General features: G+C 65.3%; 16 protein-coding genes. 7 read left to right on the forward strand and 9 right to left on the reverse strand.

Annotated features, from left to right (window positions below; translation table 11 throughout):
- The first annotated feature begins 416 nt into the window (after nucleotides 1-416).
- The gene (locus C7G41_RS04700; protein WP_199198172.1) at nucleotides 417-1,700 is read left to right on the forward strand and encodes a Spy/CpxP family protein refolding chaperone; all 1,284 of its coding nucleotides are present in this window, start codon (nucleotides 417-419) and stop codon (nucleotides 1,698-1,700) included.
- Here C7G41_RS04700 and C7G41_RS04705 read toward each other — a convergent pair whose 3' ends face one another.
- The 3 genes from C7G41_RS04705 to C7G41_RS04715 all read right to left on the reverse strand — a co-directional run bounded on the left by C7G41_RS04705 (nucleotide 1,701) and on the right by C7G41_RS04715 (nucleotide 7,586).
- Nucleotides 1,701-2,528, reverse strand: a complete 828-nt coding sequence (locus C7G41_RS04705) for a hypothetical protein (RefSeq protein WP_245446450.1) — start codon at nucleotides 2,526-2,528, stop codon at nucleotides 1,701-1,703.
- A 245-nt stretch (nucleotides 2,529-2,773) separates the two neighbouring features.
- Nucleotides 2,774-5,221, reverse strand: coding sequence for an adenylate/guanylate cyclase domain-containing protein (locus C7G41_RS04710; RefSeq protein WP_106941501.1), 2,448 nt, complete (start codon nucleotides 5,219-5,221; stop codon nucleotides 2,774-2,776).
- 286 nt (nucleotides 5,222-5,507) lie between these two features.
- Nucleotides 5,508-7,586, reverse strand: a complete 2,079-nt coding sequence (locus C7G41_RS04715) for an AsmA family protein (protein WP_106941502.1) — start codon at nucleotides 7,584-7,586, stop codon at nucleotides 5,508-5,510.
- 235 nt (nucleotides 7,587-7,821) lie between these two features.
- Here C7G41_RS04715 and C7G41_RS04720 point away from each other — a divergent pair, with 235 nt between their 5' ends.
- A complete protein-coding gene (locus C7G41_RS04720; RefSeq protein ID WP_007599026.1) occupies nucleotides 7,822-8,496 on the forward strand; it encodes a Crp/Fnr family transcriptional regulator in 675 nt (224 codons plus the stop codon).
- A gap of 10 nt (nucleotides 8,497-8,506) precedes the next feature.
- Here C7G41_RS04720 and C7G41_RS04725 read toward each other — a convergent pair whose 3' ends face one another.
- From C7G41_RS04725 to C7G41_RS04745, 5 genes are all read right to left on the reverse strand, one after another.
- Nucleotides 8,507-8,725 carry a DUF433 domain-containing protein gene (locus C7G41_RS04725; RefSeq protein ID WP_245446451.1) on the reverse strand — a complete coding sequence of 73 codons (219 nt, stop codon included), beginning with the start codon at nucleotides 8,723-8,725 and terminating at the stop codon, nucleotides 8,507-8,509.
- A gap of 83 nt (nucleotides 8,726-8,808) precedes the next feature.
- Nucleotides 8,809-11,958, reverse strand: a complete 3,150-nt coding sequence (locus tag C7G41_RS04730; protein WP_106941504.1) for an efflux RND transporter permease subunit — start codon at nucleotides 11,956-11,958, stop codon at nucleotides 8,809-8,811.
- The gene (locus C7G41_RS04735) at nucleotides 11,958-12,887 is read right to left on the reverse strand and encodes an efflux RND transporter periplasmic adaptor subunit (RefSeq protein ID WP_027515083.1); all 930 of its coding nucleotides are present in this window, start codon (nucleotides 12,885-12,887) and stop codon (nucleotides 11,958-11,960) included. The genes C7G41_RS04730 and C7G41_RS04735 overlap by 1 nt, the downstream gene beginning before the upstream one ends.
- Before the next feature lie 158 nt (nucleotides 12,888-13,045).
- Complete coding sequence (locus C7G41_RS04740; protein ID WP_106942153.1) at nucleotides 13,046-13,717, reverse strand: OmpA family protein; 672 nt, start codon at nucleotides 13,715-13,717, stop codon at nucleotides 13,046-13,048.
- 146 nt (nucleotides 13,718-13,863) lie between these two features.
- A complete protein-coding gene (locus C7G41_RS04745) occupies nucleotides 13,864-15,378 on the reverse strand; it encodes a caspase family protein (protein ID WP_106941505.1) in 1,515 nt (504 codons plus the stop codon).
- 373 nt (nucleotides 15,379-15,751) lie between these two features.
- On the opposite strand from C7G41_RS04745, the gene C7G41_RS04750 reads away from it, so the two are divergent.
- Nucleotides 15,752-16,558, forward strand: coding sequence for an N-acyl homoserine lactonase family protein (locus tag C7G41_RS04750; protein WP_199198174.1), 807 nt, complete (start codon nucleotides 15,752-15,754; stop codon nucleotides 16,556-16,558).
- A 131-nt stretch (nucleotides 16,559-16,689) separates the two neighbouring features.
- Here the strand turns inward: C7G41_RS04750 and C7G41_RS04755 are convergent, their stop codons facing one another.
- Nucleotides 16,690-17,232, reverse strand: coding sequence for a MarR family winged helix-turn-helix transcriptional regulator (locus C7G41_RS04755; RefSeq protein ID WP_106941507.1), 543 nt, complete (start codon nucleotides 17,230-17,232; stop codon nucleotides 16,690-16,692).
- A 110-nt stretch (nucleotides 17,233-17,342) separates the two neighbouring features.
- On the opposite strand from C7G41_RS04755, the gene C7G41_RS04760 reads away from it, so the two are divergent.
- From C7G41_RS04760 to hmgA, 4 genes are read left to right on the forward strand one after another with little or no spacing between them, the layout of a single operon-like run.
- Nucleotides 17,343-18,971: an FAD-dependent oxidoreductase gene (locus tag C7G41_RS04760; protein ID WP_106941508.1), complete on the forward strand. Its 1,629-nt coding sequence runs from the start codon at nucleotides 17,343-17,345 to the stop codon at nucleotides 18,969-18,971.
- Nucleotides 18,972-18,984: 13 nt separating this feature from the next.
- On the forward strand, nucleotides 18,985-19,209 hold the full coding sequence (locus tag C7G41_RS04765; RefSeq protein WP_106941509.1) for a DUF2783 domain-containing protein: 225 nt from the start codon (nucleotides 18,985-18,987) through the stop codon (nucleotides 19,207-19,209).
- Between the two features lie 24 nt (nucleotides 19,210-19,233).
- Nucleotides 19,234-20,196 (forward strand): MBL fold metallo-hydrolase, encoded by a 963-nt coding sequence (locus C7G41_RS04770; protein WP_106942154.1) that lies wholly within the window; start codon nucleotides 19,234-19,236, stop codon nucleotides 20,194-20,196.
- Nucleotides 20,193-21,539, forward strand: a complete 1,347-nt coding sequence (hmgA, locus tag C7G41_RS04775) for a homogentisate 1,2-dioxygenase (protein WP_106941510.1) — start codon at nucleotides 20,193-20,195, stop codon at nucleotides 21,537-21,539. Before C7G41_RS04770 ends, hmgA begins: the two co-directional genes overlap by 4 nt.
- Nucleotides 21,540-21,686: the final 147 nt, after the last annotated feature.

Here is a 21,686-nt window from a genome sequence, read left to right on the forward strand (position 1 = left end):
CGAGCTCGCCTGGCTACTCGCTGCCCATCTGAGGCTCTTAACTCGCCGCTTGGCCAGACCTTGAAGACGTCTACGCTTTTTGAGTCAGGCTCTCAGGATGAGGAATGAGTGTGCGGCAGCACATTTCAACCCAGATGGATGCAGCTGAGCCTCATCCTGAGGAGGCCGCGAAGCGGTCGTCTCGAAGGACGAGGCGCTCGCTCAGGCGCCGCCGAGACGTCATGCGATAACGCGTCCGTCCTTACGTGGAGCGGGAGGAGCTCTCTCCGCGAAGACGCAGCCAGTTGCGGCTCCGCAGTCCCGCGACGCTTTGCCCTGTGCGCTTCCGGAACATTTGGTTCCCTCGCGCGTCATGCTGATGCGACGCGATGCGCGCTTGGCGCCGGAGGAGGGCCAAGGTGGACAGGTCAGTGGTCATGTCGAGATCACGCAAGGGGCCGCGACTGGGGCTGGCGTTGACCGGCGCAACCCTCGTGATTTTGGCGGTGCTGTTGCCAAGTCGCGCCGAGGCGCAGTTCGGCTTGCGCGGCGGCCCGCTCGGTGTCGCGCGCTTTGCCGTCGGACACGTGATCGGCATGTCGCGCTTGCGCCATGCCCGCATGGCGGTGCGGGGCGGCCGATACCGCTCCGCAGCGTTGCGGTCGCAAGATCCTCGCGGTGTTGAACGAGGCCAGCCGGCCAATCCTTACATGCTGCGTGCGGCGATGACGGCGCAAGGCGCGCTGTCGGGCTGGCGTGACGGCCGCCGTCCGCAGGGATGGTGGCGCCACCCCGACGGCAGCTATGGCTGGGTCGGCCCGGTGTTCTGGCCGTTCGCGCATGACGACCTCACCAGCGCTATCATCCTCGGCGATACGACCAGCCTCTCGCTCTATGGCTATGGCGATATCTATGCCGCGATCTTCGCGCCCTATGCGGCCACCGAGCTTGCCGCCTACACCGCGCCGCAAAGCAGGCGCGGACGCAGAGTCCCGACCGCGGAGACTGTCTGCGACGCCAGCGACACGGGCGGCCTGCCGGTCGATCGCATCGCCGCTATCGTGCAATCGAATGAATTGCAGCGCACAGCGCTCGACGAGCTCGCGACCGCCTGGCTCTCCGCGCGCGACACCATCCGCGCCGCCTGTCCAACGCAGGTCCCCGCGACGGCCACGGAGCGGCTCGGCCTGATGCGCGAGCGCATCGAAGCCATGATCAAGGCCACGGACGCCGTCGCACCTGCGCTGGCAAAATTCGTCGATCTCCTCGACGACGACCAGAAGGCCAAGCTCGATGGCCTGGCCAAGGACCGGCGTGCCGCGCTCGCGGCGATCCAGCAAAAGAATCCCCAGGCGGCATCGGCCTGCCAGGCGGACAGCGATCCCCGCTATGACGAGAAGCTGCAGCGCCAATACGAGCAGCTCATTCAGCAGCAATGGCCCGCGGCCGAGATCGCCTCCACCCTCAAGCTCGACGACACCGCCCGCGCCCGCCTCGACGTGCTTCAGGACACCACGCTGCGCACGATGGAGACGCTCAGCGCCTGTCCGTCACAGGCAGCACCGACACCACAGGCACGCCTCACCGCCGTGAAGGCGCGGCTGGAGACGATGCTGCAGGCGGTGAACGGCGTCACTGACGCGCTCGACGATTTCGAGGCGGACCTGAGCGACGAGCAGAAGGCGGGGTTCGAGGCGATCGGGCCGAAGCGCGGGGTGTGATCACCCGCAAGCCCAGTCGAACTTCATGTCCTTGAAGTCGAGCTGTGCGTTGCCGCCGCCGAAATTGTAGCCGCCGAAATATTCCTCGAACTCGATGTAGAACGGGCTCATCTCCGGCACCGCCTGGCATGGCCGCATGGTGCCGCCGAGATGATTGTGGGCGTGGTCCTTGCTCCAATCGTGCAGGCGGAAATTGTCGCGGCTCTGCACGCCGCCGACGTAATAGTAATAGGGCTGATAGCCGCTCGGCGGATTTTGGCGTGTGTGCTCGTCCTGCGGGCCCTTGCCGGCGTTGGGATCGCTCGCACGCGGCATCAAGCCGATCGCGAGGTTCTCCGCCAGATCGGCCCGCGGAGGGCTGGCGAACATCTTCTTCGCGTAAGGCGCGGCGCTCTCGAAGAAAGCGCTGGCGCCGCCGACATCGAGCCAGCGCGGCCGCTCAGCCGTCGCAAGCGGAAGCGGCGCGGGCGGCGTCGCGAACGCGCCCTCGTACTCGCGCTTGGTCAGCAGCAGCGCGGCATATTCATAGTCGAGAATGTCGGTCATGCGCGAAAGCCGCGGATGCGAGGGCCGCGCCTGCACCGCCTCGCGAATCTCGGGATCGTCAGGCGCCCCGCCGTCATTGTGATCGGGCGCGGTCGCGAAGAACGACACCGCGACGATGTCCTCGCCATGCACGCGATAATCCTCCGGCAGTTCTAGCGTGAAGCCGTGCATCAGCGGAAAACCGGTGACGGGATCGAGCGGCCATTGCTCGCTGCTGATGCCCGGCGGCAGGCCGTAAACCCAGCCATGATCGCGTTCACGATAGGCCGGACGATCCAGCATCTGCAAATCATACGCACGCGAAGGCAAGGCGAGCACCACAGGTCGACTCCATTCGAAAGCCTCGACGCGGAGGCGATCGTTAGTCGCGGGGAGGAGGGATGTGGTTCGTGGGGATGATGCCATCCTGCCGGTGTTTTGCCCGACGAGTCAAACCGCTTCGAGCCAATTCCGTGCCCGCGTAAGTCATTGATCTCGCACGCCCCGGCTACTGTGCATGGGGTTGTTTTCGCAGTTTTTTGTTTTGGCTAGCCGCGCCGCCTTGCCGCGGCGGCATCCACCACGTTCTCCACCTCCTCGCGCCACGACAGGATCTCCATCGCGAGCACGGGGTGGTTGAAGCCCTTGAGCACGAGATCGTCGAGGGCGCGGGCTTCGACCCAGGGCTCGACCATGCCGTAGACGCGGCGGCTGACGACGACCTGGCCGGCCTTGGCTTCGTCGCAGAGGCGGGAGGAGAGATTGGTGACGCTGCCGATCGCGGCATATTCGAGCCGCTGCTCGAAGCCGATCTGGCCGAGCGTGGCGTAGCCCATGGCGACGCCGACGCCGAAGCCGAGCGAGTGGCCGCGGTTCTTCCATTTCTCGGTCAATTGGCCAATCACATCGCGCATCTCGACCGCCATCTTCACCGCGCGCTTGGTATGGTCGGTGAACTGAATGGGCGCGTTGAACAGGATCATCACGCCGTCGCCGGCAAAGCGGTCGAGCGTGCCTTCATAGCGGTGGATCAGCTCGCCGAGCGCGGCGTGATATTCGCGCAGCACGTTCATCGCCTCTTCCGGCTCGGTCGCCTCCGTGAACGAGGTGAAGCCGCGCAAATCGCAGAACACGACGGTGACCTCGCGGCGGTGGCTGTCGAGCAGCGCGTCGTGGCCGTCGGACGAGGCGATCAGCTGCGCGACTTGCGGCGCGAGGAAACGTTCGAGCCGCTTGATGCGGCCGATCTCGCCGAGTTGTTTCTCGACACGCTCTTCCAGCGAGCGGTTCCAGTTGCGCAGCTGCTCGGTCTGCTCCTGGAGCTTGGCGGCCTGCTCCTGCACGGTTTCGTGCGCAGCCGCGAGCTCGCGACCCTTGTGATCGACCTCGGTGAACAGCCGCGCATTGCGCATCGCCAGCACGGCCTGGTTGGCGAAGGTCCGCATCAGGCCGATGATGCTGGGGGCGAACTCGCCGCTGGCGCGGCGCAAGACCACCAGCGAGCCGAGCGTACCCTGCTGGTCCACCAGCGGCACCACCAGCACCGAATGGAAGCCGGCCTCGATCGCGACGTCGCGCAGCGGCTGCTCGGAGGCCTGGTCGAGATCGGCAATCGCGATCGGCTCGCCGCTCCCGGCCGCATCGCTCAAAATATCCTGGCCTTCGTCGATGGTGACATGGGCGCCGTCGGCGGATTTGTCGATGCCGTTGGCCTCGACCAGATTGAAGCGGCGCGTCTGCGCGTCATAGCCGTAGATCAGCACCGCGTCGGCATGGGTGATCTCGATCGCGCGCGCGGCGATCGTCGGCAGCACAGCGTTGAGATCGAGCGAGGCAGCGACCGCGCGGCCGACTTCTTCCAGCACCTTGAGCTCGTTGATCGACTGCGCGAGATCGCGGGTGCGCTCCTCGACCTTGGTTTCCAGGTCCGAATAGGTTTCCTGAATCTGGCCGGCCATGCGATTGAACTGGCCGGCGAGATCTTCCAGCTCGTCCGAGGTGTGCACCTCGATGCGATGGCTGAAATCGCCCTCGCCGAGCTTGTGCGCGCCGTCGCGCAGCGCCGTGATCGGGATGATCATGCGGCGGGCGAGCAGCGTGCCGGCGAGGATCGCGACCAGCAGGCCCATGCCGATCAGCAGCGCGATGCGCACCAGTTGGTCGCGGATCGGCATCAGGGCCTGCGTGGTCGGCTGCTCGAACATCACGCTCCAGCCGAGCTTCGGCACGGTGCTCGCCGCGCTCATCACCGCATGGCCGTTGAAGTCGGTGCCCGAATTGTCGGGCGCGTGGCCCGGCGCGACCGCGGCCGCAACCTGCGGCAGCTTCGACAGGTCCTTGCCGACTTCGGGCCCCTTCGAGGACGTCGCCAGCACGCGGCCGCGCGGATCGACCACATAGGCGAAGGCCGCCTTGCCGACCTGGGCGTCGGAGAGGTACTCGGCGAGAAAGCTGAGGTCGAGCTCGGCCACGGTGACGCCGGCATTGAAACCGGAATGCGCCACCGAGATCGACATGAACGGCGTCCGGTCGGAGAACCAGGCCGGCGCGTAGCTGACGCCGCGGGCGACGGTGTCGGTGAAGCGCATGTCGCGGGAAAGGTCGGCATTGCTGCCGGTCGTGGTCGACTGGCGCGAGACGCGAAGCACCTCGCGGCCGTCGCCGTTGAGCTGGAACAGCTGGTTGACGACCGAGACCTGGTGCAGAAGCTGGGCGTAGTCGGCGCGGCGCTTCTCGAGCGTGTCCTGGCTCGCCCGCGTCACCCAGCTGATCTGGCGCTCGAGCTCGGAGATCGACTGCTCGATCCGTCGCGCGGCAGCCTGCGCCTTGTCCTCGAGACCGTCGGTCAGCTGTGTCTTGGTGGCGCGGTAGGAGATCCAGCTCTCCATCGCGCCGTTGACGGCGAGCACGAACACGACCAGGCCGACGAGAGAGACGACGTATTTGGCGAACAGACCCTCGCGCAGAAACCGTGTCTTGTCGTTCGCTCCTGCCATCCCGATCCTCCCGCGCCGCCATCGGCGCCGGCGCTACGGGCCGCACGGACCCTGCGAGCCTTCTAGCACAATTTGGTCCAATGGACTGTGAAGGGACTGGTCAAGAACCGGCCGGGCAGCCGGCGTGGTTACCCGTCTTGGTTACCTGACTTGGACGTTGGGGCAGGCGGAAGCATGGTGAATTGTCGCGGTCTCATCCGTTTGGGGGAAGCCGCCCCCGGGCAAGCCGATGTAAGGGGATGGCTTGGCAAGGGAGGGCTTGGAGTCCAGCGCTTTGGTCCTGCAATCATCGATTAAAGAGCTGCCGCAGCACGTCATTCATCGGCTGGCTGTCCTGCTGCGCCGCCGGCGGGTCCTCCAGGCCGGAGGGCGCCGGCGAGGCTTGCGGCATCAGGGTGGATGGCGCGGCAGGCAGGCTGCGGCTGCGGCCGGTGGCAGTGCCGGTGCCGGCGGCGGTCCCAGTGCTGTTTCCCGCACCACCGGAAAGTCCCTGCTGGATCAGATTGCCGAGCGCCTCGCCCAGAGGGCCGCCGAGCAAATTGTTCTGTCCCGGCTGCTGGGTTTGCGGATTGGCATTGCCGGCCGCATTGCCGCCAGCAGGCGCGGTAGCTCCCCCGAGGCCAAGGCTGCCCAATATATTGCCGAGCCCGGCCCCATCAGCGCCGAACAGTCCCTTGCCCATCTCGCGCAGCTTGGCATAGGCGGCGTCCGGATTGTCCAGCATGCCGGCCATGTCGGGATAGATCCGCGGCTGCGACCAGGTGCCCTGGATCATCACGGGGATGCCGAAGCCGACCGGCTCGGCGGCGCGGCCCTGGCCTTCGGTCGTCATCACCAGCTTCGGCTCGACGCGAAAGCCCATCATCTTGGTGTCGAGTGCGATCGTGCCGGCGCCGGTCACGCGGACCAGCGGTCCGGTCAGGTTGAGATCGGTCGTCACCGCCTGGCCCTTGTCGATACGGAACGACGCCGAGAGCTGCGACAAATCCGTGCTCTGCTCCCGGCTGTTGTCCTGGTTTGCCTGCCAGCCGGACAACGTGCCCGAGGTCAGCGAGCGGATCATCTGCGCGACGTTGATGCCGCGAATGGCGCCGTCCTGGAAATTGACGAAGGCCGTGCCCTGCATGTTCGCCATCAGCGCGCGCTGGCTGGTGCCGGCGCTGCGCAGCGCGAGCTTGGCCTGCAGCTTGCCGTCGATCCGGTCGAATTCGGCAAGGCCCTGCAGCAGCGGCAGCGCACGCACGCCGGCGAGGTCGGAATGCATGGCAAAGCTCGGCGCGCCGCTGGTCGCATCCAGGATCAATTCGCCCGAGACCTGGCCGCCATAGGCGCCGAGATTGGCGCTGCCCGCCTTCAGCACGCCGCCGGCGAGTTTTGCATCGACCGCCAGCGGCGCGAGGCGCGCATCGCCGATCACCGCCTCATGCGCGGAGATCCTGATTTGCGCATCGACATAGTTCAGCCCGGACACGTCGATCGGCGCATCGCTCCAGGGCTGCCCGGACGCGCCTTCCGGCGATTTCGCCAGCGGAATCGCGAGCCGCTGGAAGTCGAGATCGACCTTGACCAGAGGCTTGCTCGCGATATCGACCGAGGCCCAGCCGTTGAACGCGCCATCGCCGAGCGTGCCATTCAGGCCATTGATCATCACGACATCGCCGCTCAGCCGCATCTCGGCATGACCCGCGAGCCGGGACTTCAGCACGTCCGGCATGTCGATGGCGAAATCCACCGGAATGGTCGGCCGGTCGGCCGGCGGCGCCGGCGTGGTGGCCTTGATGTCGAACTTGGTCGGATGCTCGCCGACCCGTGCGGTGCCGGTGATGTTGATCTTGCGGTCGCGGCCGACGGTTGCATCGGCATTGATGGCGCTGATGCGACTCTCGACGCGATCCCGCGCGCGCGCGAATGCGACCTCGCCATCGCTGATCTTAACGCGGTCGATGGCGGCGCCGTCGGTATCGAGCGCGACCGGCTTCGAGGTGCCGCCGGCATTCGGCAGGCGCTCACGCAGCAGCGGCTGGTAGAGCACGGGATGGGTGACGACGAGCTCGCTGATCTTCGGACGGCCCGACCAGACGCTCGAGAGCGACATGTCGGCCTGCACGCTGTCGATGGTCAGGCGCGTGATGCCGCTGCGGTCCTTGGGGTCCTGCAGCGTGAGGTCGTTCAGCGTCACGTTCAGCGTCGGCCACAGGCTGATTCTGGTCGTGCCGTCGATCGACAGACGGTAGCCGCTCGCGCTCTCGACCCGCGAGGCAATCGTCGAGGTCAGGAAGCCCGAGGGGATCCCGACCACCAGCAGGAGTGCGATCACGATGACGACGGCGGCCACCGCCGCGCCGGCGAATTTCACGGCTCTCATGTCGACTTTCCTGCGACGGACGATCGGCGTCGAATCCGGCAGATGACCGTCATTTGCACTCGTCCTTTGCGCCTGAGTTTATCCCCGGACGGGAAGCGGCTCCAAGCGCGTAAAAATAGTCTGGGGGTGCTGCAAAGTTATGTGACTTATGGCACACTTCCCCGGCGCGGTTTTACGCGATCCTGATGTTGATGGTTCCAAGCGATTTGCCAACGAAATTCACAAGGACATTGAAATGAGCAAGCAGGCCGAATTTGCGGTCATCCTCAAGATGAATGCGATGTTCGCCGATCTCGGCGCAGACGAGCTCCAGCGGCTGGCAAATCTCTGCCACACCCAGCATCTGGGGAATGGCGAGGTGCTATTCCAGAAGGGCGACGCGGGCGATGCGCTGTTCGGCGTGCGCCGAGGCCAGGTCCGTATCGAGACCGGCGCCTCCGACGGCAGCCGCCTGACGCTGAACTTCATGGGGCCCGGCGACCTGTTCGGCGAGGTTGCGGTGCTGGACGGCCAGAGCCGCACTGCGGACGCGACCGCGGGCGAAGCCAGCGAGCTGTTCGTGCTGCGGCGCGAAGACTTTCTCGCCTTCCTCGAACGCGAGCCGAAGGTCGGGATCAAGATCATCGCGCTGCTGTGCCAGCGCATCCGCTGGCAGAGCGAGCGCATGGAAGAGTCCATGCTCCAGCCGCTGCCGGTTCGCCTCGCGCGGCGCCTCTGCGCGCTCGCCGCCGATTTCGGCTCGGAGGTGCACATCTCGCAGGAGCAACTCGGCGTCTTCGTCGGCGCCGCCCGCGAGAGCGTCAACCGCCAGCTTCAGGCCTGGCGCAAGGAAGCGATCCTCGATCTCCAGCGCGGCCGCATCCTGCTGCGGAACATGACCAAGCTGACGGCGATCGCGCGGAACGAGTAAATCGAGCAACTCACTTCGCTTGGAAGGTACGAGGCAGATCGGCGGCTGTGTCCTCTGCGAGGGAGGCGGCATATCGCAACGCCTCATCAATATCTTCGCGTTCCAGATACGGGTAGTCATCGAGGATGGATTCGCGCGTTTCGCCGACTGCCAGCAGGCCGAGCAATCGTGCGACTGGAAACCGCAGCCCGCGAATGCAGGCTTTGCCAGTGCAGAGGGCTGGATCCATCGTGATACGCGCAAAAACCATGTCGTAAGCTAACGCGCGCGACCGACTTGTGCCAGCCCGCTTCTGCCCAGCCTTTTCAGGAGCTACTCCGCCGCAGGGTGCACGATGCTCTTCGGCGCTGGTGCGGCTCCCGCCGGCGCCGCTCCGTGATGACCGGCGTCCTCCGCATCTTCGCTGTGCACGACCAGCCGCTTGCCGAAGCGCCAGATCAGGGCACCGAGATCGTCCATCACCATGAACATCGCGGGCACGAATACCAGCGAGAGGATGGTCGAGAAGATCAGGCCGCCGATCACCGCAAGCGCCATCGGCGAGCGGAACTCGCCGCCCGCGCCGACCGCGAGCGCGCTCGGCATCATGCCGGCGGCCATCGCGATCGTGGTCATCACGATCGGGCGTGCGCGTTTCATGCCCGCGTCGATCATGGCTTCTTCGCGCGGTGTGCCGGCGTGAATGGACTCGATGGCGAATTCCACCAGCATGATCGCATTCTTGGTGACGATGCCCATCAGCATCAGGATGCCGATCCACACCGGTGTCGTGAGCTGCTTGCCGGTGATCAGCAGGGCCGCGATCGCGCCGCCGATCGAGAGCGGCAACGAGAACAGAATGGTGATCGGCTGCAGGAACGTGCCGAACAGCAGCACCAGCACGGCGTAGACCATCATCAGGCCCGCCGTGATCGCGGTGGCAAAGCCTTCGGACAGTTCGTTCAGGCTTTCGGCATCGCCCGAGGGGGAGACCTTCACGCCCTTCGGCCGGCTCTTCATGACCGGCAGGTCGTAGATCTTCTTGGTGGCGTCGCCGAGCGCCGCGGAGCCGACGAGATCGGCCGCGACGGTCGCCTGTCGCTCGCGATCGTAACGGTTGATGCTGGTCGGGCCCTGGTCGAGCTTGACGTCGGCGATGACGGAGAGCGGCACGCCGCCCTTCTCGCCGTGCTCGCCGAGCGGCACGCGCAACTGTTCGAGCGTCTTCAGATTGCCGCGCGCGGCATCCTCGAGCTGCACGCGGATCGGCACCAGACGATCGCCGACGTCGAACTTGGCGAGCGCGGGGCCGACGTCGCCGATAGTGGCGACGCGGATGGTCTGCGACAGGCTTTCGGTCGACACGCCGAGCCGTGCGGCGAGATCGGCGCGCGGTTCGACGCGCAGCTCGGGCCGCTCCAGCGTGGTTTCCGAGATCACGTTGGAGATGGTCGGAATCCGCTTCATCTGCGTCGCGAGTTCGCTGGCGACGTTGTTGACGATGTTGGCGTCCGCGCCGGTCACGACCAGCGAGATGGCGCGCAGGCCGTTCTCGTCGAGGAACCAGAAGCGGATGTCCGGAATGTTCTCCAGCTCCTGGCTGATCGAGAATTCGAGCTCGCGCTGGGTGATGTCGCGGCTGTCCTTGGGCGTGTAGTTGATGATCAAGGCGGCGCGCCGGACTTCCTGGGTCCCCGGTGGAACGCGGCCTCCGTCGACGAAGATGCTCTTCACCTCGGGTCGCTTGCGCAGGCGCGCCACGATGTCCTCGGTGACTTTTTCGGTGTAGGCGAGCTGGGTGCCCGGCGGCAGCTCGAGGGCAACCAGCGAGCGCGAGCTGTCCTGCGCCGGCAGGAAACCCTGCGGCAGCAGCGTGATGCTCCAGATCGAGGCGGCGAAGACGCCGAAGCCGGCCAGCACCGTGATGAAATAGTGCTTCACCGACCAGGCCACGAGCCTGTGATAGGACCGCAGCACGCGGCCGGGCGGCGGCTCTTGGTGATTGCCATGTTTGAGGAAGTAGGCGGCGAGCACCGGCGTGACGAAGCGCGCCGCGAGCAGCGAGAAGAACACCTGTACCGAGACGGTGATGCCGAACTGCTTGAAGAACTGTCCGGCGATGCCTGACATGAAGCTCGCGGGTGCGAAGATCGCGATGATCGTCAGCGAGATCGCGATCACCGCGAGGCCGATCTCGTCGGCGGCTTCCAAGGCGGCACGATAGGGCGATTTGCCCATGTTCATGTGCCTGACGATGTTCTCGATCTCGACGATGGCGTCGTCGACCAGAATACCTGTCGACAGCGTGATGGCGAGGAAGCTGACGAGGTTGAGCGAGAAGCCGAGCAGGTCCATCGCCCAGAACGCCGGGAAGATCGACAACGGCAGCGAGATCGCGGCGATGATGGTGGCGCGCAGGTCGCGCAGGAACAACAGCACGATGACGACGGCGAGGATGGCGCCTTCGAACAAGGTCGAGATCGCCGCGTGGTAATTGCCGTTGGTATATTCGACCGAGGTATCGATCACCTTCAGGTCGACGTCGGGATAGGTGGCCTTGAGCGTGTCGATGCGCTTCTGCACGGCCTCGGCGACCTTCACGTCGCTGGCACCCTTGGAGCGCTTGATGCCGAGCGCGACGATCGGCTCGCCGTTGAAGCGGGCGAAGGTGCGGCGGTCTGCGATGGTGTCGGTCACGGTGCCGAGATCGTCGAGCCGGACCTCGCCGCCGCCGAACAGCGGAATCATGGTGCCGGCGAGGTCGCTCAGCGTCTTGGCGCCGGCGAGGGTGCGGATCGCCTGGTCGTTCTTGCCGATCTCGGCGCGGCCGCCGGCGACGTCGACATTGGTGCCGCGCAGGCTCTGGCTGACGTTGACGGCCGTCAGCCCCATCGACTGCAGGCGGTCGGGATCGAGCGAGACCAGGATCTCGCGCTCGACACCGCCGATGCGCTCGACCTGGGCGACGCCGCGCACGCCCTGCAGCGCGCGCTTGACCACGTCGTCGACGAAATAGGAGAGCTGCTCCGGCGTCTTGCCGGGCGAGATCGCGGCGTAGGTGACGATCGGCAGGCCGATGACGTCGACGCGCTGGATCAGCGGCTCGGTGACGTTCTGCGGCAGGTTGGAGCGCACGCGCGTCACGGCGTCCTTGACGTCGTTGAGCGCGCGGTCGGTGTTGGTTTCCAGGGCGAACTGGATGGTCGTCACCGACAGGCCGTCGGTGATCTGCGAGGTGATGTGCCTGACGCCTTCGACACCGGAGACGGCGTCTTCAACCGTCTTGGTGACCTGGGATTCGAGCTCGGCGGGTGCCGCGCCGAACTGCGATACCGCAACCGAGATCACGGGAATGTCGGCCGAGGGTAGCCGCGTCACCGCGAGCTTGGTGAAGGACACCCAGCCGAGGATCAGGAGGATGATGGAAAAAACGACCGACGGCAGCGGATTGCGGATCGACCATGCCGAGATATTGAGAGCCATCAGCGTACCCGCGTGCGATCGAGTTCATCGGCGAACATGGTCTTGATCTGGTCGCCGTCATGCAGCGAAGAGCCGGCGTCGGCCACGACGATTTCGCCGACGTTGAGGCCTTCCAGAATTTCCGTCGCGCTGTCCGACGACAGCCCGACCCGTACCTTGCGCGTCTCGACAATGTTGCCCTTGACGACCTGCACGGTGAGATGGTCGATCGCGGTCTTGGGAACCGCGACGCCGCAGCTTCGCTTGGCGTCGATCGAGGCGCGGGCGAACACGCCGACTTTCAGCGAGGGATTGTTGGTGACGCTGATGCGCACGCGGCCGAGTTGGGTGGCGCGATCGATTTCGGGCGCGACCAGCCTGACCCGCCCGATCAGATCGGGCGCGTCGTCGCGGCTGATGCGCACGGTCGCGCCGGAGCTGAGCTTGGCCATGTGCACCGCCGGGACCTGCGCGTCCAGCTCGATCTCGTTGTTGACGGCGATACGGAACATCGGGCCGGCCTGCGGCGAGGCCGGCGCGCCGACGATGGTGCGGACCTCGGTGACGAGACCCGGCGCAGAGGCCTTCAGTGAAACCGGTCCTTGCGGGCCGGGCCGCTGCGGCTGGCCCGGGATCTGGGGCGGGGCGGTCAGGCGCGCCAGCTCCTGATTGTCCGTGACGAGGGTGCCCTCGGTGACGAAGAGGTCGGTAACCCTGGATCCCTCCTGGTCGGCGACCACCACGGCTTCGCGGCGCGGCACGAAGAAGCCGGTCACCCGGACCAGGTCCGAGAAGCAGGCATTGGTCGACTTGGTCACGATGACCAGCGCCTCGCTCGGCGTTTCCTTGGGCTCGGCGCGATGCCGGTGCTCGAACAGATAATAGCCGACGCCGAGCGCGACGACGAAGACCACCGTTCCGGCCGGCTTGAGATATTGGGAGAGGTTCATCGCCGGATCGTCCTGGCCTGGCTCACGGCCATCCGCGCGCGGCCCATGGAGAGCGTTTCCCTGAAATAAAGCAACGTCCCGCAAGCCTGCGGGACGCGCGCTGGAAGCGAGACTTTACACCACATCACGACTTGTCACTTCAAAGGATTACGTCGTGCTCACTTCGATGCGGTGGTCTTGTTTTCCATGTTGACGACCTGCACGCGACGATTGACCTCCGCCATCGGCTGGGCCGGGTCCTTCAGCTTGCTCTTGCCGTAGCCCACGGTGACGAGGTCGGTCGCGGAGATGCTGTATTTGTCGACCAGGTAGCGCTTGATCGAATCCGCGCGGCGCTCCGACAGATCCTGGTTGTAGCTCTCGCCGCCGGCGGCGTCGGTGTGGCCGGCGACCACGAAGGTCGAGCCCTTCAGTTCGGGGCTGGTCAGCGCGCGGCCGAGCGCCTGGACCGAGGCAAGCGATTTGGCGCTGATATTGGCCGAGTTGTAGTCGAACGTGATTTCCAGATCGATGTTCGGCTTGTCCTTGGCCGCCGACGCGATTTCTTCACGCTCGGTCGACGACAGCGAGCGTGTCGAGCGGCCGCGCACGGACTGGATCAGCTTGGTCTCCGTCGCACTCGGTGCGGGTTCGGCTTGCGGAGCGATCGAGAGGCCGCGGGTCAGCGGCTTCTTCGGCGGCGGCGCCAGCGCGCGGACGATCTCGTCCTCGGTGACGTTCTTGCTGTTGCCGTCGTCGCCCGCGAATGCCAGCGGGATCGTCAGCGACAGTGCGGCGCCGACGGTGATGATGGACAGGATTGCGGTAAGTCCCTTTGCAGCCAATCTCATAGCCAGTCCCTCCTGCGCAGCCAGCTGGCGCGGTTCCAAAATCCCCGCAATTAGCCCCCCGAAAAGGCAGCCTGCGGCATCCGTTCAATTAGTCTTCGCCGGGCCGTCGTGGGTTCGAGGCACATCGGCCTCGATCCAAAAAAATATCAACGCACTCCGTAGCTTGCGAATTCCTGAACAATGTTCGGATCCATCGCCTTGGCATTGGCGATGTCGAGCGCACCTTCCTGGGCCGAGCCGTTGCGCTGCTTGGCGATCCCGCGTCCGAACAGCGAGGAGGTCAGGCGCGGATTGATCCTCAGGGCGGCCTCGAAATCGGCGATGGCGTTCTTGACCGCCCCCGATTTCAGATTGACGAGCCCCCGGCTGTCCAGCGCGTCGACGAAGTTCGGCCGCAGCCGCAGGGCCTCGTTGCAATCCTTCAGCGCGCCCTGGAGGTCGCCGACCACGGTGCGGGTCCAGCAGCGGTTGTTCAGCGCCTCGACGTCCTTCGGGTTGATCCGGAGCGTCTCGTCAAAATCCTTGATGGCCAAGCTGTATGCGCCCTTGCTGGCATAGACCTGGCCGCGCCGGTAAAGCGCGTTCACGTCGTCCGGATTGGCCGCGATCTTGGCGGTCAGCCCCTTGATGGTGGGGTCCTCGGCCAGGGCGGCCGCACTCGGCCCGCTCTCCATGCTCGGAGCGGTGACGGGATCGGCCGGCAACACAGGCGGTGGCGGCGGCGGTGCCGGCGGCAAGGCAGCCTCGACCTGCGGCTTCGGTGACGGTGCGGGCGCAGCCACTGTGTCGGCCGGTTTCGGCAGCACAGGTGGCGGTGGCGCGGGCGGAGCCGGCGGCGGGTTGTTGGCGACCACCGGCGGCGGAGCGGGAGGCGGGGGTGGCGGCGTCGTTGTCGGGCGCGACCCGCCGGCCCCCGGAATGAACGAGAAATCCTCGGCCAGCGACGAGGAGATCCACGGCACCTGCTCGCCCCGCGAGGCGCGGGTGACGCCCATCTTGGTGCGGTTCAGCGTCTCCTCGGCCATCAGGTCGGGGACGCGGATTTCCTTGAGGAGTTCCTGAACGAACAGGCTGTGCTCGCCGCCGACGTCCGAAACCACCGAGGCCAGCGCCGCCGAATACATCACCAGCGTGCCGTTCGGCGCGATGACGGGGGTGAGGCCGGCCGAGAAGCTGCGGAACCGGCGCTCGAACGGGTTGCGCCGGGAGGCATCGACCAGTGCGATCTTGACACCGGCGCCGCGGGTGTTGAGCTCGCCGAGCACGGTTTCGAGGCTGATGCCGTCGCGGCGAACGTCGGATTCGGTCCAGATCTGCGCGTCGATCGGCAGCAGGTAACTCTGCCTCGCGGACTGGATGCCGAAGCCGCTGAAGAACACCAGGGCCACCGACCCCGGCTTGATCTTGCCGTAGAGCTTGTCGAAGGCGCGGCGCATGCCGTCGCCGGTCAGGTTCTCACCGGTCTCGACGGAAAAGCCGTCGCGCTTGAGCTCGTCGGCGACGTCGCGCGCGTCGTTGAGCGGTTCCTTCAGGGGAGCGTCGGCATCCGGATATTTGGCATTGCCGATGACCAGCGCAAAGCGATCGCCGGCCGCAAGTGACGGAGCGGTCGGGATGAGCGACACGAGCAAGGACAGAACGAAAAACAAGCGAATTTTCATAATTAGCGCGATCCAGCCAAAAAGGCGCCGTTTCCAGCTTGCGCCGCGGCGACCTTAACTTACGCAATGTGCATTATCAAACCGGGGAAGGAGGGCGTCAACCGCTTGCAGATTCGGCGCTATCGCGACAATTGACCGCGACGCATGGGCATGTTGCGGGGGGAATAAACGGGCGGTCACGATTGCACGCGGTGCATTCTGGTTGTCATTGCGGCTGCATGTTAGGGCAGCCATGGCGGCTAGAATGTGATTGGTCTCACATTGCGGATGGGCCTCCTTCGCAACCTCCGGTGTTTGACCTTTGCGGCGGACGATGGCTTGGTGCGATTGATCGCCCTGAAGGTGCATCCACAAAAAGAGCAAGATCAAAACCATGGGAAACGCCTACGAAATCTACGCCCTGCGCTATGCGACGATGTCGCCGCGCACGCCCAATATGAACTTCCTCGCGCCCGACCCGCATGACAGCGCGGCGCAGGACCTCGACTATTTCGTCTGGCTGATCCGCGGCAACGGCCGCGACATCCTGGTCGATACCGGCTTCAATGCCGAGGAAGCGTCCGCGCGGGCCCGCAAGCTGACGCTCAATCCGGTCGACGCACTGGAGCGCTTTGGTGTCGCGGCAGCGAGCATTCGCGACATCATCGTGACGCATCTGCATTACGACCATGCCGGCAATCTCGACCGCTTCCCGAACGCGCGCTTCCATATCCAGGAGCGCGAGATGGCCTACGCGACGGGGCGCTGTATGTGCAACGGACTGCTGCGACATCCGTTCTCGGTCGAGCACGTCACCCAGATGGTCCGCCATGTCTATGGCGAGCGCGTCAATTTCTATTCCGGCGACGGCGAGGTCGCGCCCGGCGTCACCGTGCACCGCGTCGGCGGCCATTCGGACGGCTTGCAGGTGGTGAGGGTCGAGACCGCGCGCGGGCCCGTGGTGCTGGCGTCCGATGCCGCGCATTATTACGCCAATCTGCAGCGCCGGAGCCCATTCCCGATCGTCTACAATGTCGGCGACATGGCGGTTGGCTGGGAGACGATCGAGCGTCTCGCCGGCCATCCCGACCGGTTCATTCCCGGCCATGATCCGATCGTGACGGAGATCTATCCGCGCGCCGGCGGCGAGGGCGATGTCTGGGCGCTGCATTTGCCGCCGTCGCGATCGTTTGCGAAGTGATCCTCATGGTGAGGAGGCGCGAAGCGCCGTCTCGAACCATGCAGGCCCGGCTGCTACAACTCGGCCTTCATCCTTCGAGACGCGCGTTCCGCGCTCCTCGGGATGAGGGCCTGGCACCACGCGGGGAGCGGTCAATACGCCTGCTTGGCGTCCGCCTCTTCGCTGGTCTGGATCAAATTGAGGCTCTGCTCGATCTTGCCGAGCAGCGTCGATAGCTGTTTGCGCTCCTGCGAGGAGAGGCAGGCGAGGATCTCGTCTTCCCGCCGCAGCAATTGCGGAAACAGCTCCTCGTAGAGCGTGCGGCCTTTCCTTGTCAGTCGCAGGCGGAATTCGCGGCGATCGGCTTCGTTCTCGACGCGCTCGATCAAATCCTGGTGCAGCAACGTGGTCACCGCGCGGCTGATGGTGGATTTGTGCGTGCGGGTGCATTGCGCGACGTACTGCGCGCTGCAGGCATCGTTGCGGAAGCCGAGCGTCGCGATCACGCGCCAGGCCGGGATGTCGAGGCCGTGACGTTCCTGATATTCGACCGAGAGCGCGGCGCTGACCTCCGCCGCGAGACGGTTGAGGCGGAACGGCACGAACCTGAACAGGTCGAGCCGTGTTTTTGGCCGCGCTGAAGCCTCATCGGCCTCGCGGGTCTTCAGCGCGATGTCGCTGGATGTCCTCGCCAAGGAGAGCGCTCCGAATTCCAGTTGACGGCCGGCCGGCTCCGGTCCAAAATAGTTGCACGTGAGACTATCTACCAGATCAGTCCTCTTCTGACCAGAGCCGAGGTTAGCGCATGGCGCAGGCCAATACGCATCAGGCCAAAACCCAGTTCGGCTATCGCCGCCACCCCGATCAGGATCGCCCCGGCCAGAGCGCGGCCGAGCATCCCGTGGTGGTCGTCGGCGCGGGCCCGGTCGGGCTTTCGCTAGCGATCGACCTTGCCCAGCGCGGCCAGCGCGTCGTTCTTCTGGATGACGCCGACCGCATCGGAGAGGGCTCCCGCGCGATCTGCTTCTCGAAACGCTCGCTGGAATATTGGGACCGGCTCGGCGTCGGCGACCGCATGGTCGACAAAGGCGTGGTCTGGAGCGTCGGCCGCATCTTCCACGGCGAGCAGCAGCTCTACCAGTTCAATCTGCTGCCGGACGACGGTCACAAGCGGCCGGCCTTCATCAATCTCCAGCAATATTATGCCGAAGCCTATCTGGTCGACCGCATCAGCGATCTGCCCGAGATCAATTTGCGCTGGCGCAACAAGGTGACGGCGCTTGAGAGCCGCAACGATTCCGTTGCGTTGACGATCGAGACGCCGGAGGGCGCCTATCGCCTGCACGCGCAATATGTCGTCGCCTGCGACGGCGCGCGCTCTTCGCTGCGGCAGATGGTGGGCGCCGATTTCGCGGGACAGGTGTTCGAGGACCAGTTCCTGATCGCCGACGTCAAGATGACCGCGGAATTCCCGACCGAGCGCTGGTTCTGGTTCGACCCGCCGTTTCATGCGGGGCGTTCGGCGTTGTTGCACCGACAGCCTGACGATGTCTGGCGCATCGACCTCCAGCTCAATCGCTATGCCGATCCAATCGTCGAGAAGAAGCCCGAGAACGTGCGGCCGCGGATTGCGCGCATGCTCGGCCACGACAAGTTCGAGTTCGAGTGGATCTCGCTCTACAAGTTCCAGTGCCGGCGGATGGACCGCTTCGTCCATGGCCGCGTGATATTTGCAGGCGATTCCGCGCACCAGGTCTCGCCGTTCGGCGCGCGCGGTGCCAATTCGGGACTCGAGGACGCCGAAAACCTCTCCTGGAAGCTCGACCGCGTCCTGCGCGGCGCCTCACCCGCGAGCCTGCTCGAGAGCTATCATGTCGAGCGCAGCGGGGCGGCCGACGAGAACATCCGCGAATCCACCCGCTCGACCGATTTCATGGCACCGAACTCGCATCAGGAAGCGCGGCTGCGCAAGGCGGTGCTGTCGCTCGCCAAGGAAACGGAGTTCGGCAAGCGCATGGTCAATGGCGGGCGGCTCTCGGTGCCATGCAGCTATGACTCGCCGCTGTCATCGCCCGATGCGGATGCGTGGCGCGGTGGCCCGCTCCCGGGTTGCTCGATGCTCGATGCTCCCGTTACGACGCGCGCGGGCGAGCAAGCCTATTTGACCGATGCGTTCCGCAAGGGTGGAACAGACTTCACGTTGCTGTCGTTCAGCAATGGCGCGGCGATCGATGCGCCCGAAGGCGTGAAGGATATCCGAATCGGCAGTGAGGGCGGGCTCGCAGATCCGGCGGGGCTCACCGCAAAGCGCTATGATGCGGAGCCAGGCTCAGCCTACCTACTCAGGCCGGACGGCTACGTTGCGGCGCGCTTCCGCCACCCGACGCGCGCTGGCGTCGCGGCAGCGCTGTCGCAGGCGCAAGGCTTGAATTGAATTGAGGATTCGCATGTCGCTCTCGACCAGCTCCAATTTCGCGCGGCCCGACGACGCCTTTCGCGCCATCGTGGAGGCGCATCGTGGCTTCACCGACGAGCAGAGCGCGGACTTCGACGCGGCGCTGGTGCTGATCCTTGCCAACCATATCGGCGATATCGACGTGCTGCGGGAGGCGATCCTGCTCGCGAAGCGCCGCATGATCGACGGCCAGCAGCAGCAGCAGCAACAACAATAACCCAGTGACTTGAAGGACAAACTGATGGCGAAGAACTTCGCATCCACCGGCGATCTCGCCGAGAAGAAGATCACCTTCTCCGAGATCGGCCCCGATCTCTACGCCTTCACCGCGGAGGGCGATCCGAACACCGCGATCATCGTCGGCGACGACGGCTGCCTGGTGTTCGACGCGCAGTCGACGCCGGCGATGGCCAACAAGGTGATCGAGCGCGTCCGTACCGTCACCGACAAGCCGATCAAATATGTCGTGCTGTCGCATTATCACGCCGTGCGGGTGCTCGGTGCCTCCGCCTACAAGGCGCAGGGCATCGTCGCCTCGCAGGAGACCCATCGCCTGATCGAGGAGCGTGGCCAGCAGGATTGGGATTCCGAGTATGGCCGCTTCCCGCGCCTGTTTCAGGACGCATCGAGCATTCCCGGCCTGACCTGGCCGACGCTGACCTTCGAAGGCGAGATGTCGATCTATCTCGGCAAGCGCGAGGTGCGCCTGATGCAGCTTGGCGCCGGCCACACCTCCGGCGACATCGTCGCCTGGGTGCCCGATGCAGAGGTGATGTTCTCCGGCGACCTGATTGAATACCACTCGGCCTGCTATTGCGGCGACGCGCATTTGCGCGAATGGCCGCTGACGCTGAACGAGATCCGCAACTTCAATCCCAAGGCGATCGCGCCGGGCCGCGGCGATGCGTTGAAGGGCGTCGCCACGGTGCGCGAAGCCATCGCGATGACGCGCGACTTCGTCACCTCGCTCTACGGCGCCGCCGAAATCTCTGTCGCCAAGGGACGCACGCTGAAGGAATCGATGGCCGCGACGCGCGAGGTCATGGATCCGAAATTCCAAAGCTTCGCCATCTACGAGCACTGTCTGCCGTTCAACGTGTCGCGCGCCTATGACGAGGCGTCGGGGATCGACGACCCCGTCATCTGGACCGACAAGCGCGACCAGGAGATGTGGGCCGCCCTGCAAGGAGGAGGATCATCATGAACATCAATACCTCGCCCGATCAGATCATTCGCAGTACGGCCCAGGTCACGCCGGGCTACATGTCCGGCTTCGGCAACAGTTTTGAGACCGAGGCGCTGCCGGGCGCGCTGCCGATCGGGCGCAACTCGCCGCAGCGCTGTGCCTACGGCCTCTATGCCGAGCAGCTCTCCGGCTCTCCCTTCACCGCGCCGCGCGGCAGCAACGAGCGCTCCTGGCTCTATCGCATTCGACCGTCGGTGAAACATTCGGGCCGGTTCGAGAAGGCCGACGGCGGCCTGTGGCGTTCGGCACCGTGCCATGAAAACGATCTGCCGATCGCGCAACTGCGCTGGGATCCGGCGCCGATCCCGAAGGAGGACATGACTTTCCTTCAGGGCGTGCAGACCATGACCACCGCCGGCGACGTCAACACCCAGGCCGGCATGGCGGCCCACGTCTATCTCATCACCAGGTCAATGGTGGACCAGCACTTCTACAATGCCGACGGCGAGCTGATGTTCGTGCTGCAGCAGGGCAATCTTCGCATCGTCACCGAGTTCGGTCGCATCGACGCCGAGCCCGGCGAGATCGTGGTGATCCCACGCGGCGTCAAGTTCCGGGTGGAGATTCCGAGCGGACCGGCGCGCGGCTATCTCTGCGAAAATTACGGCGGCGCCTTCACGCTGCCGGAGCGGGGGCCGATCGGCGCCAATTGCCTTGCCAATGCCCGCGACTTCCTGACGCCGGTCGCCTACTACGAGGACAAGGACTCGCCGACCGAGTTGTTCGTGAAATGGGGTGGCGCTCTGTTCAAGACCACGCTGCCGCATTCGCCGATCGACGTCGTCGCCTGGCACGGCAATTATGCGCCGTACAAATATGATCTGCGCAGCTTCTCGCCGGTCGGCGCGATCGGCTTCGATCATCCCGATCCCTCGATCTTCACCGTGCTGACCTCGCCGTCGGAGACCGCGGGCACGGCGAATATCGACTTCGTGATCTTCCCCGAGCGCTGGATGGTCGCCGACAACACCTTTCGCCCGCCGTGGTATCACATGAACATCATGAGCGAGTTCATGGGCCTGATCTACGGCGTCTACGACGCCAAGCCGCAAGGTTTCGTGCCGGGCGGCATGAGCCTGCACAATTGCATGCTGCCGCACGGCCCCGATCGCGATGCCTTCGAGCACGCCAGCAACGGCGAGCTGAAGCCGGTCAAGCTGACCGGCACCATGGCCTTCATGTTCGAGACCCGCTACGCGCAGCGCGTCACCGCGCACGCCGCGAATTCCGCGACATTGCAGGACGACTACGCGGATTGCTGGAATGGCCTCGAGAAGCGGTTCGATCCGAGCAAGCCGTAGCGTTCTTGCCCTCTCCCCTTGCGGGAGAGGGTGGCTCGCCGCGTAGCGGCGAGACGGGTGAGGGGTCTGTCTCCGCGACTGAACCTCTCTCATTTCGACTCGCGGATAGAACCCCTCATCCGGCGCTTCGCGCCACCTTCTCCCGCA

The organism is Bradyrhizobium sp. MOS002 (genome assembly GCF_003020115.1).
Lineage (GTDB): Bacteria > Pseudomonadota > Alphaproteobacteria > Rhizobiales > Xanthobacteraceae > Bradyrhizobium.

What these genes read in the sequence shown, in the direction of transcription:
- C7G41_RS04700 (WP_199198172.1), top strand. Translation starts at nt 417, where the DNA reads ATGTCGAGATCACGCAAGGGGCCGCGACTGGGGCTGGCGTTGACCGGC.
- C7G41_RS04705 (WP_245446450.1), bottom strand. Translation starts at nt 2,528, where the DNA reads ATGCTGGATCGTCCGGCCTATCGTGAACGCGATCATGGCTGGGTTTAC.
- C7G41_RS04710 (WP_106941501.1), bottom strand. Translation starts at nt 5,221, where the DNA reads ATGGCAGGAGCGAACGACAAGACACGGTTTCTGCGCGAGGGTCTGTTC.
- C7G41_RS04715 (WP_106941502.1), bottom strand. Translation starts at nt 7,586, where the DNA reads ATGAGAGCCGTGAAATTCGCCGGCGCGGCGGTGGCCGCCGTCGTCATC.
- C7G41_RS04720 (WP_007599026.1), top strand. Translation starts at nt 7,822, where the DNA reads ATGAGCAAGCAGGCCGAATTTGCGGTCATCCTCAAGATGAATGCGATG.
- C7G41_RS04725 (WP_245446451.1), bottom strand. Translation starts at nt 8,725, where the DNA reads ATGGATCCAGCCCTCTGCACTGGCAAAGCCTGCATTCGCGGGCTGCGG.
- C7G41_RS04730 (WP_106941504.1), bottom strand. Translation starts at nt 11,958, where the DNA reads ATGGCTCTCAATATCTCGGCATGGTCGATCCGCAATCCGCTGCCGTCG.
- C7G41_RS04735 (WP_027515083.1), bottom strand. Translation starts at nt 12,887, where the DNA reads ATGAACCTCTCCCAATATCTCAAGCCGGCCGGAACGGTGGTCTTCGTC.
- C7G41_RS04740 (WP_106942153.1), bottom strand. Translation starts at nt 13,717, where the DNA reads ATGAGATTGGCTGCAAAGGGACTTACCGCAATCCTGTCCATCATCACC.
- C7G41_RS04745 (WP_106941505.1), bottom strand. Translation starts at nt 15,378, where the DNA reads ATGAAAATTCGCTTGTTTTTCGTTCTGTCCTTGCTCGTGTCGCTCATC.
- C7G41_RS04750 (WP_199198174.1), top strand. Translation starts at nt 15,752, where the DNA reads ATGGGAAACGCCTACGAAATCTACGCCCTGCGCTATGCGACGATGTCG.
- C7G41_RS04760 (WP_106941508.1), top strand. Translation starts at nt 17,343, where the DNA reads ATGGCGCAGGCCAATACGCATCAGGCCAAAACCCAGTTCGGCTATCGC.
- C7G41_RS04765 (WP_106941509.1), top strand. Translation starts at nt 18,985, where the DNA reads ATGTCGCTCTCGACCAGCTCCAATTTCGCGCGGCCCGACGACGCCTTT.
- C7G41_RS04770 (WP_106942154.1), top strand. Translation starts at nt 19,234, where the DNA reads ATGGCGAAGAACTTCGCATCCACCGGCGATCTCGCCGAGAAGAAGATC.
- hmgA (WP_106941510.1), top strand. Translation starts at nt 20,193, where the DNA reads ATGAACATCAATACCTCGCCCGATCAGATCATTCGCAGTACGGCCCAG.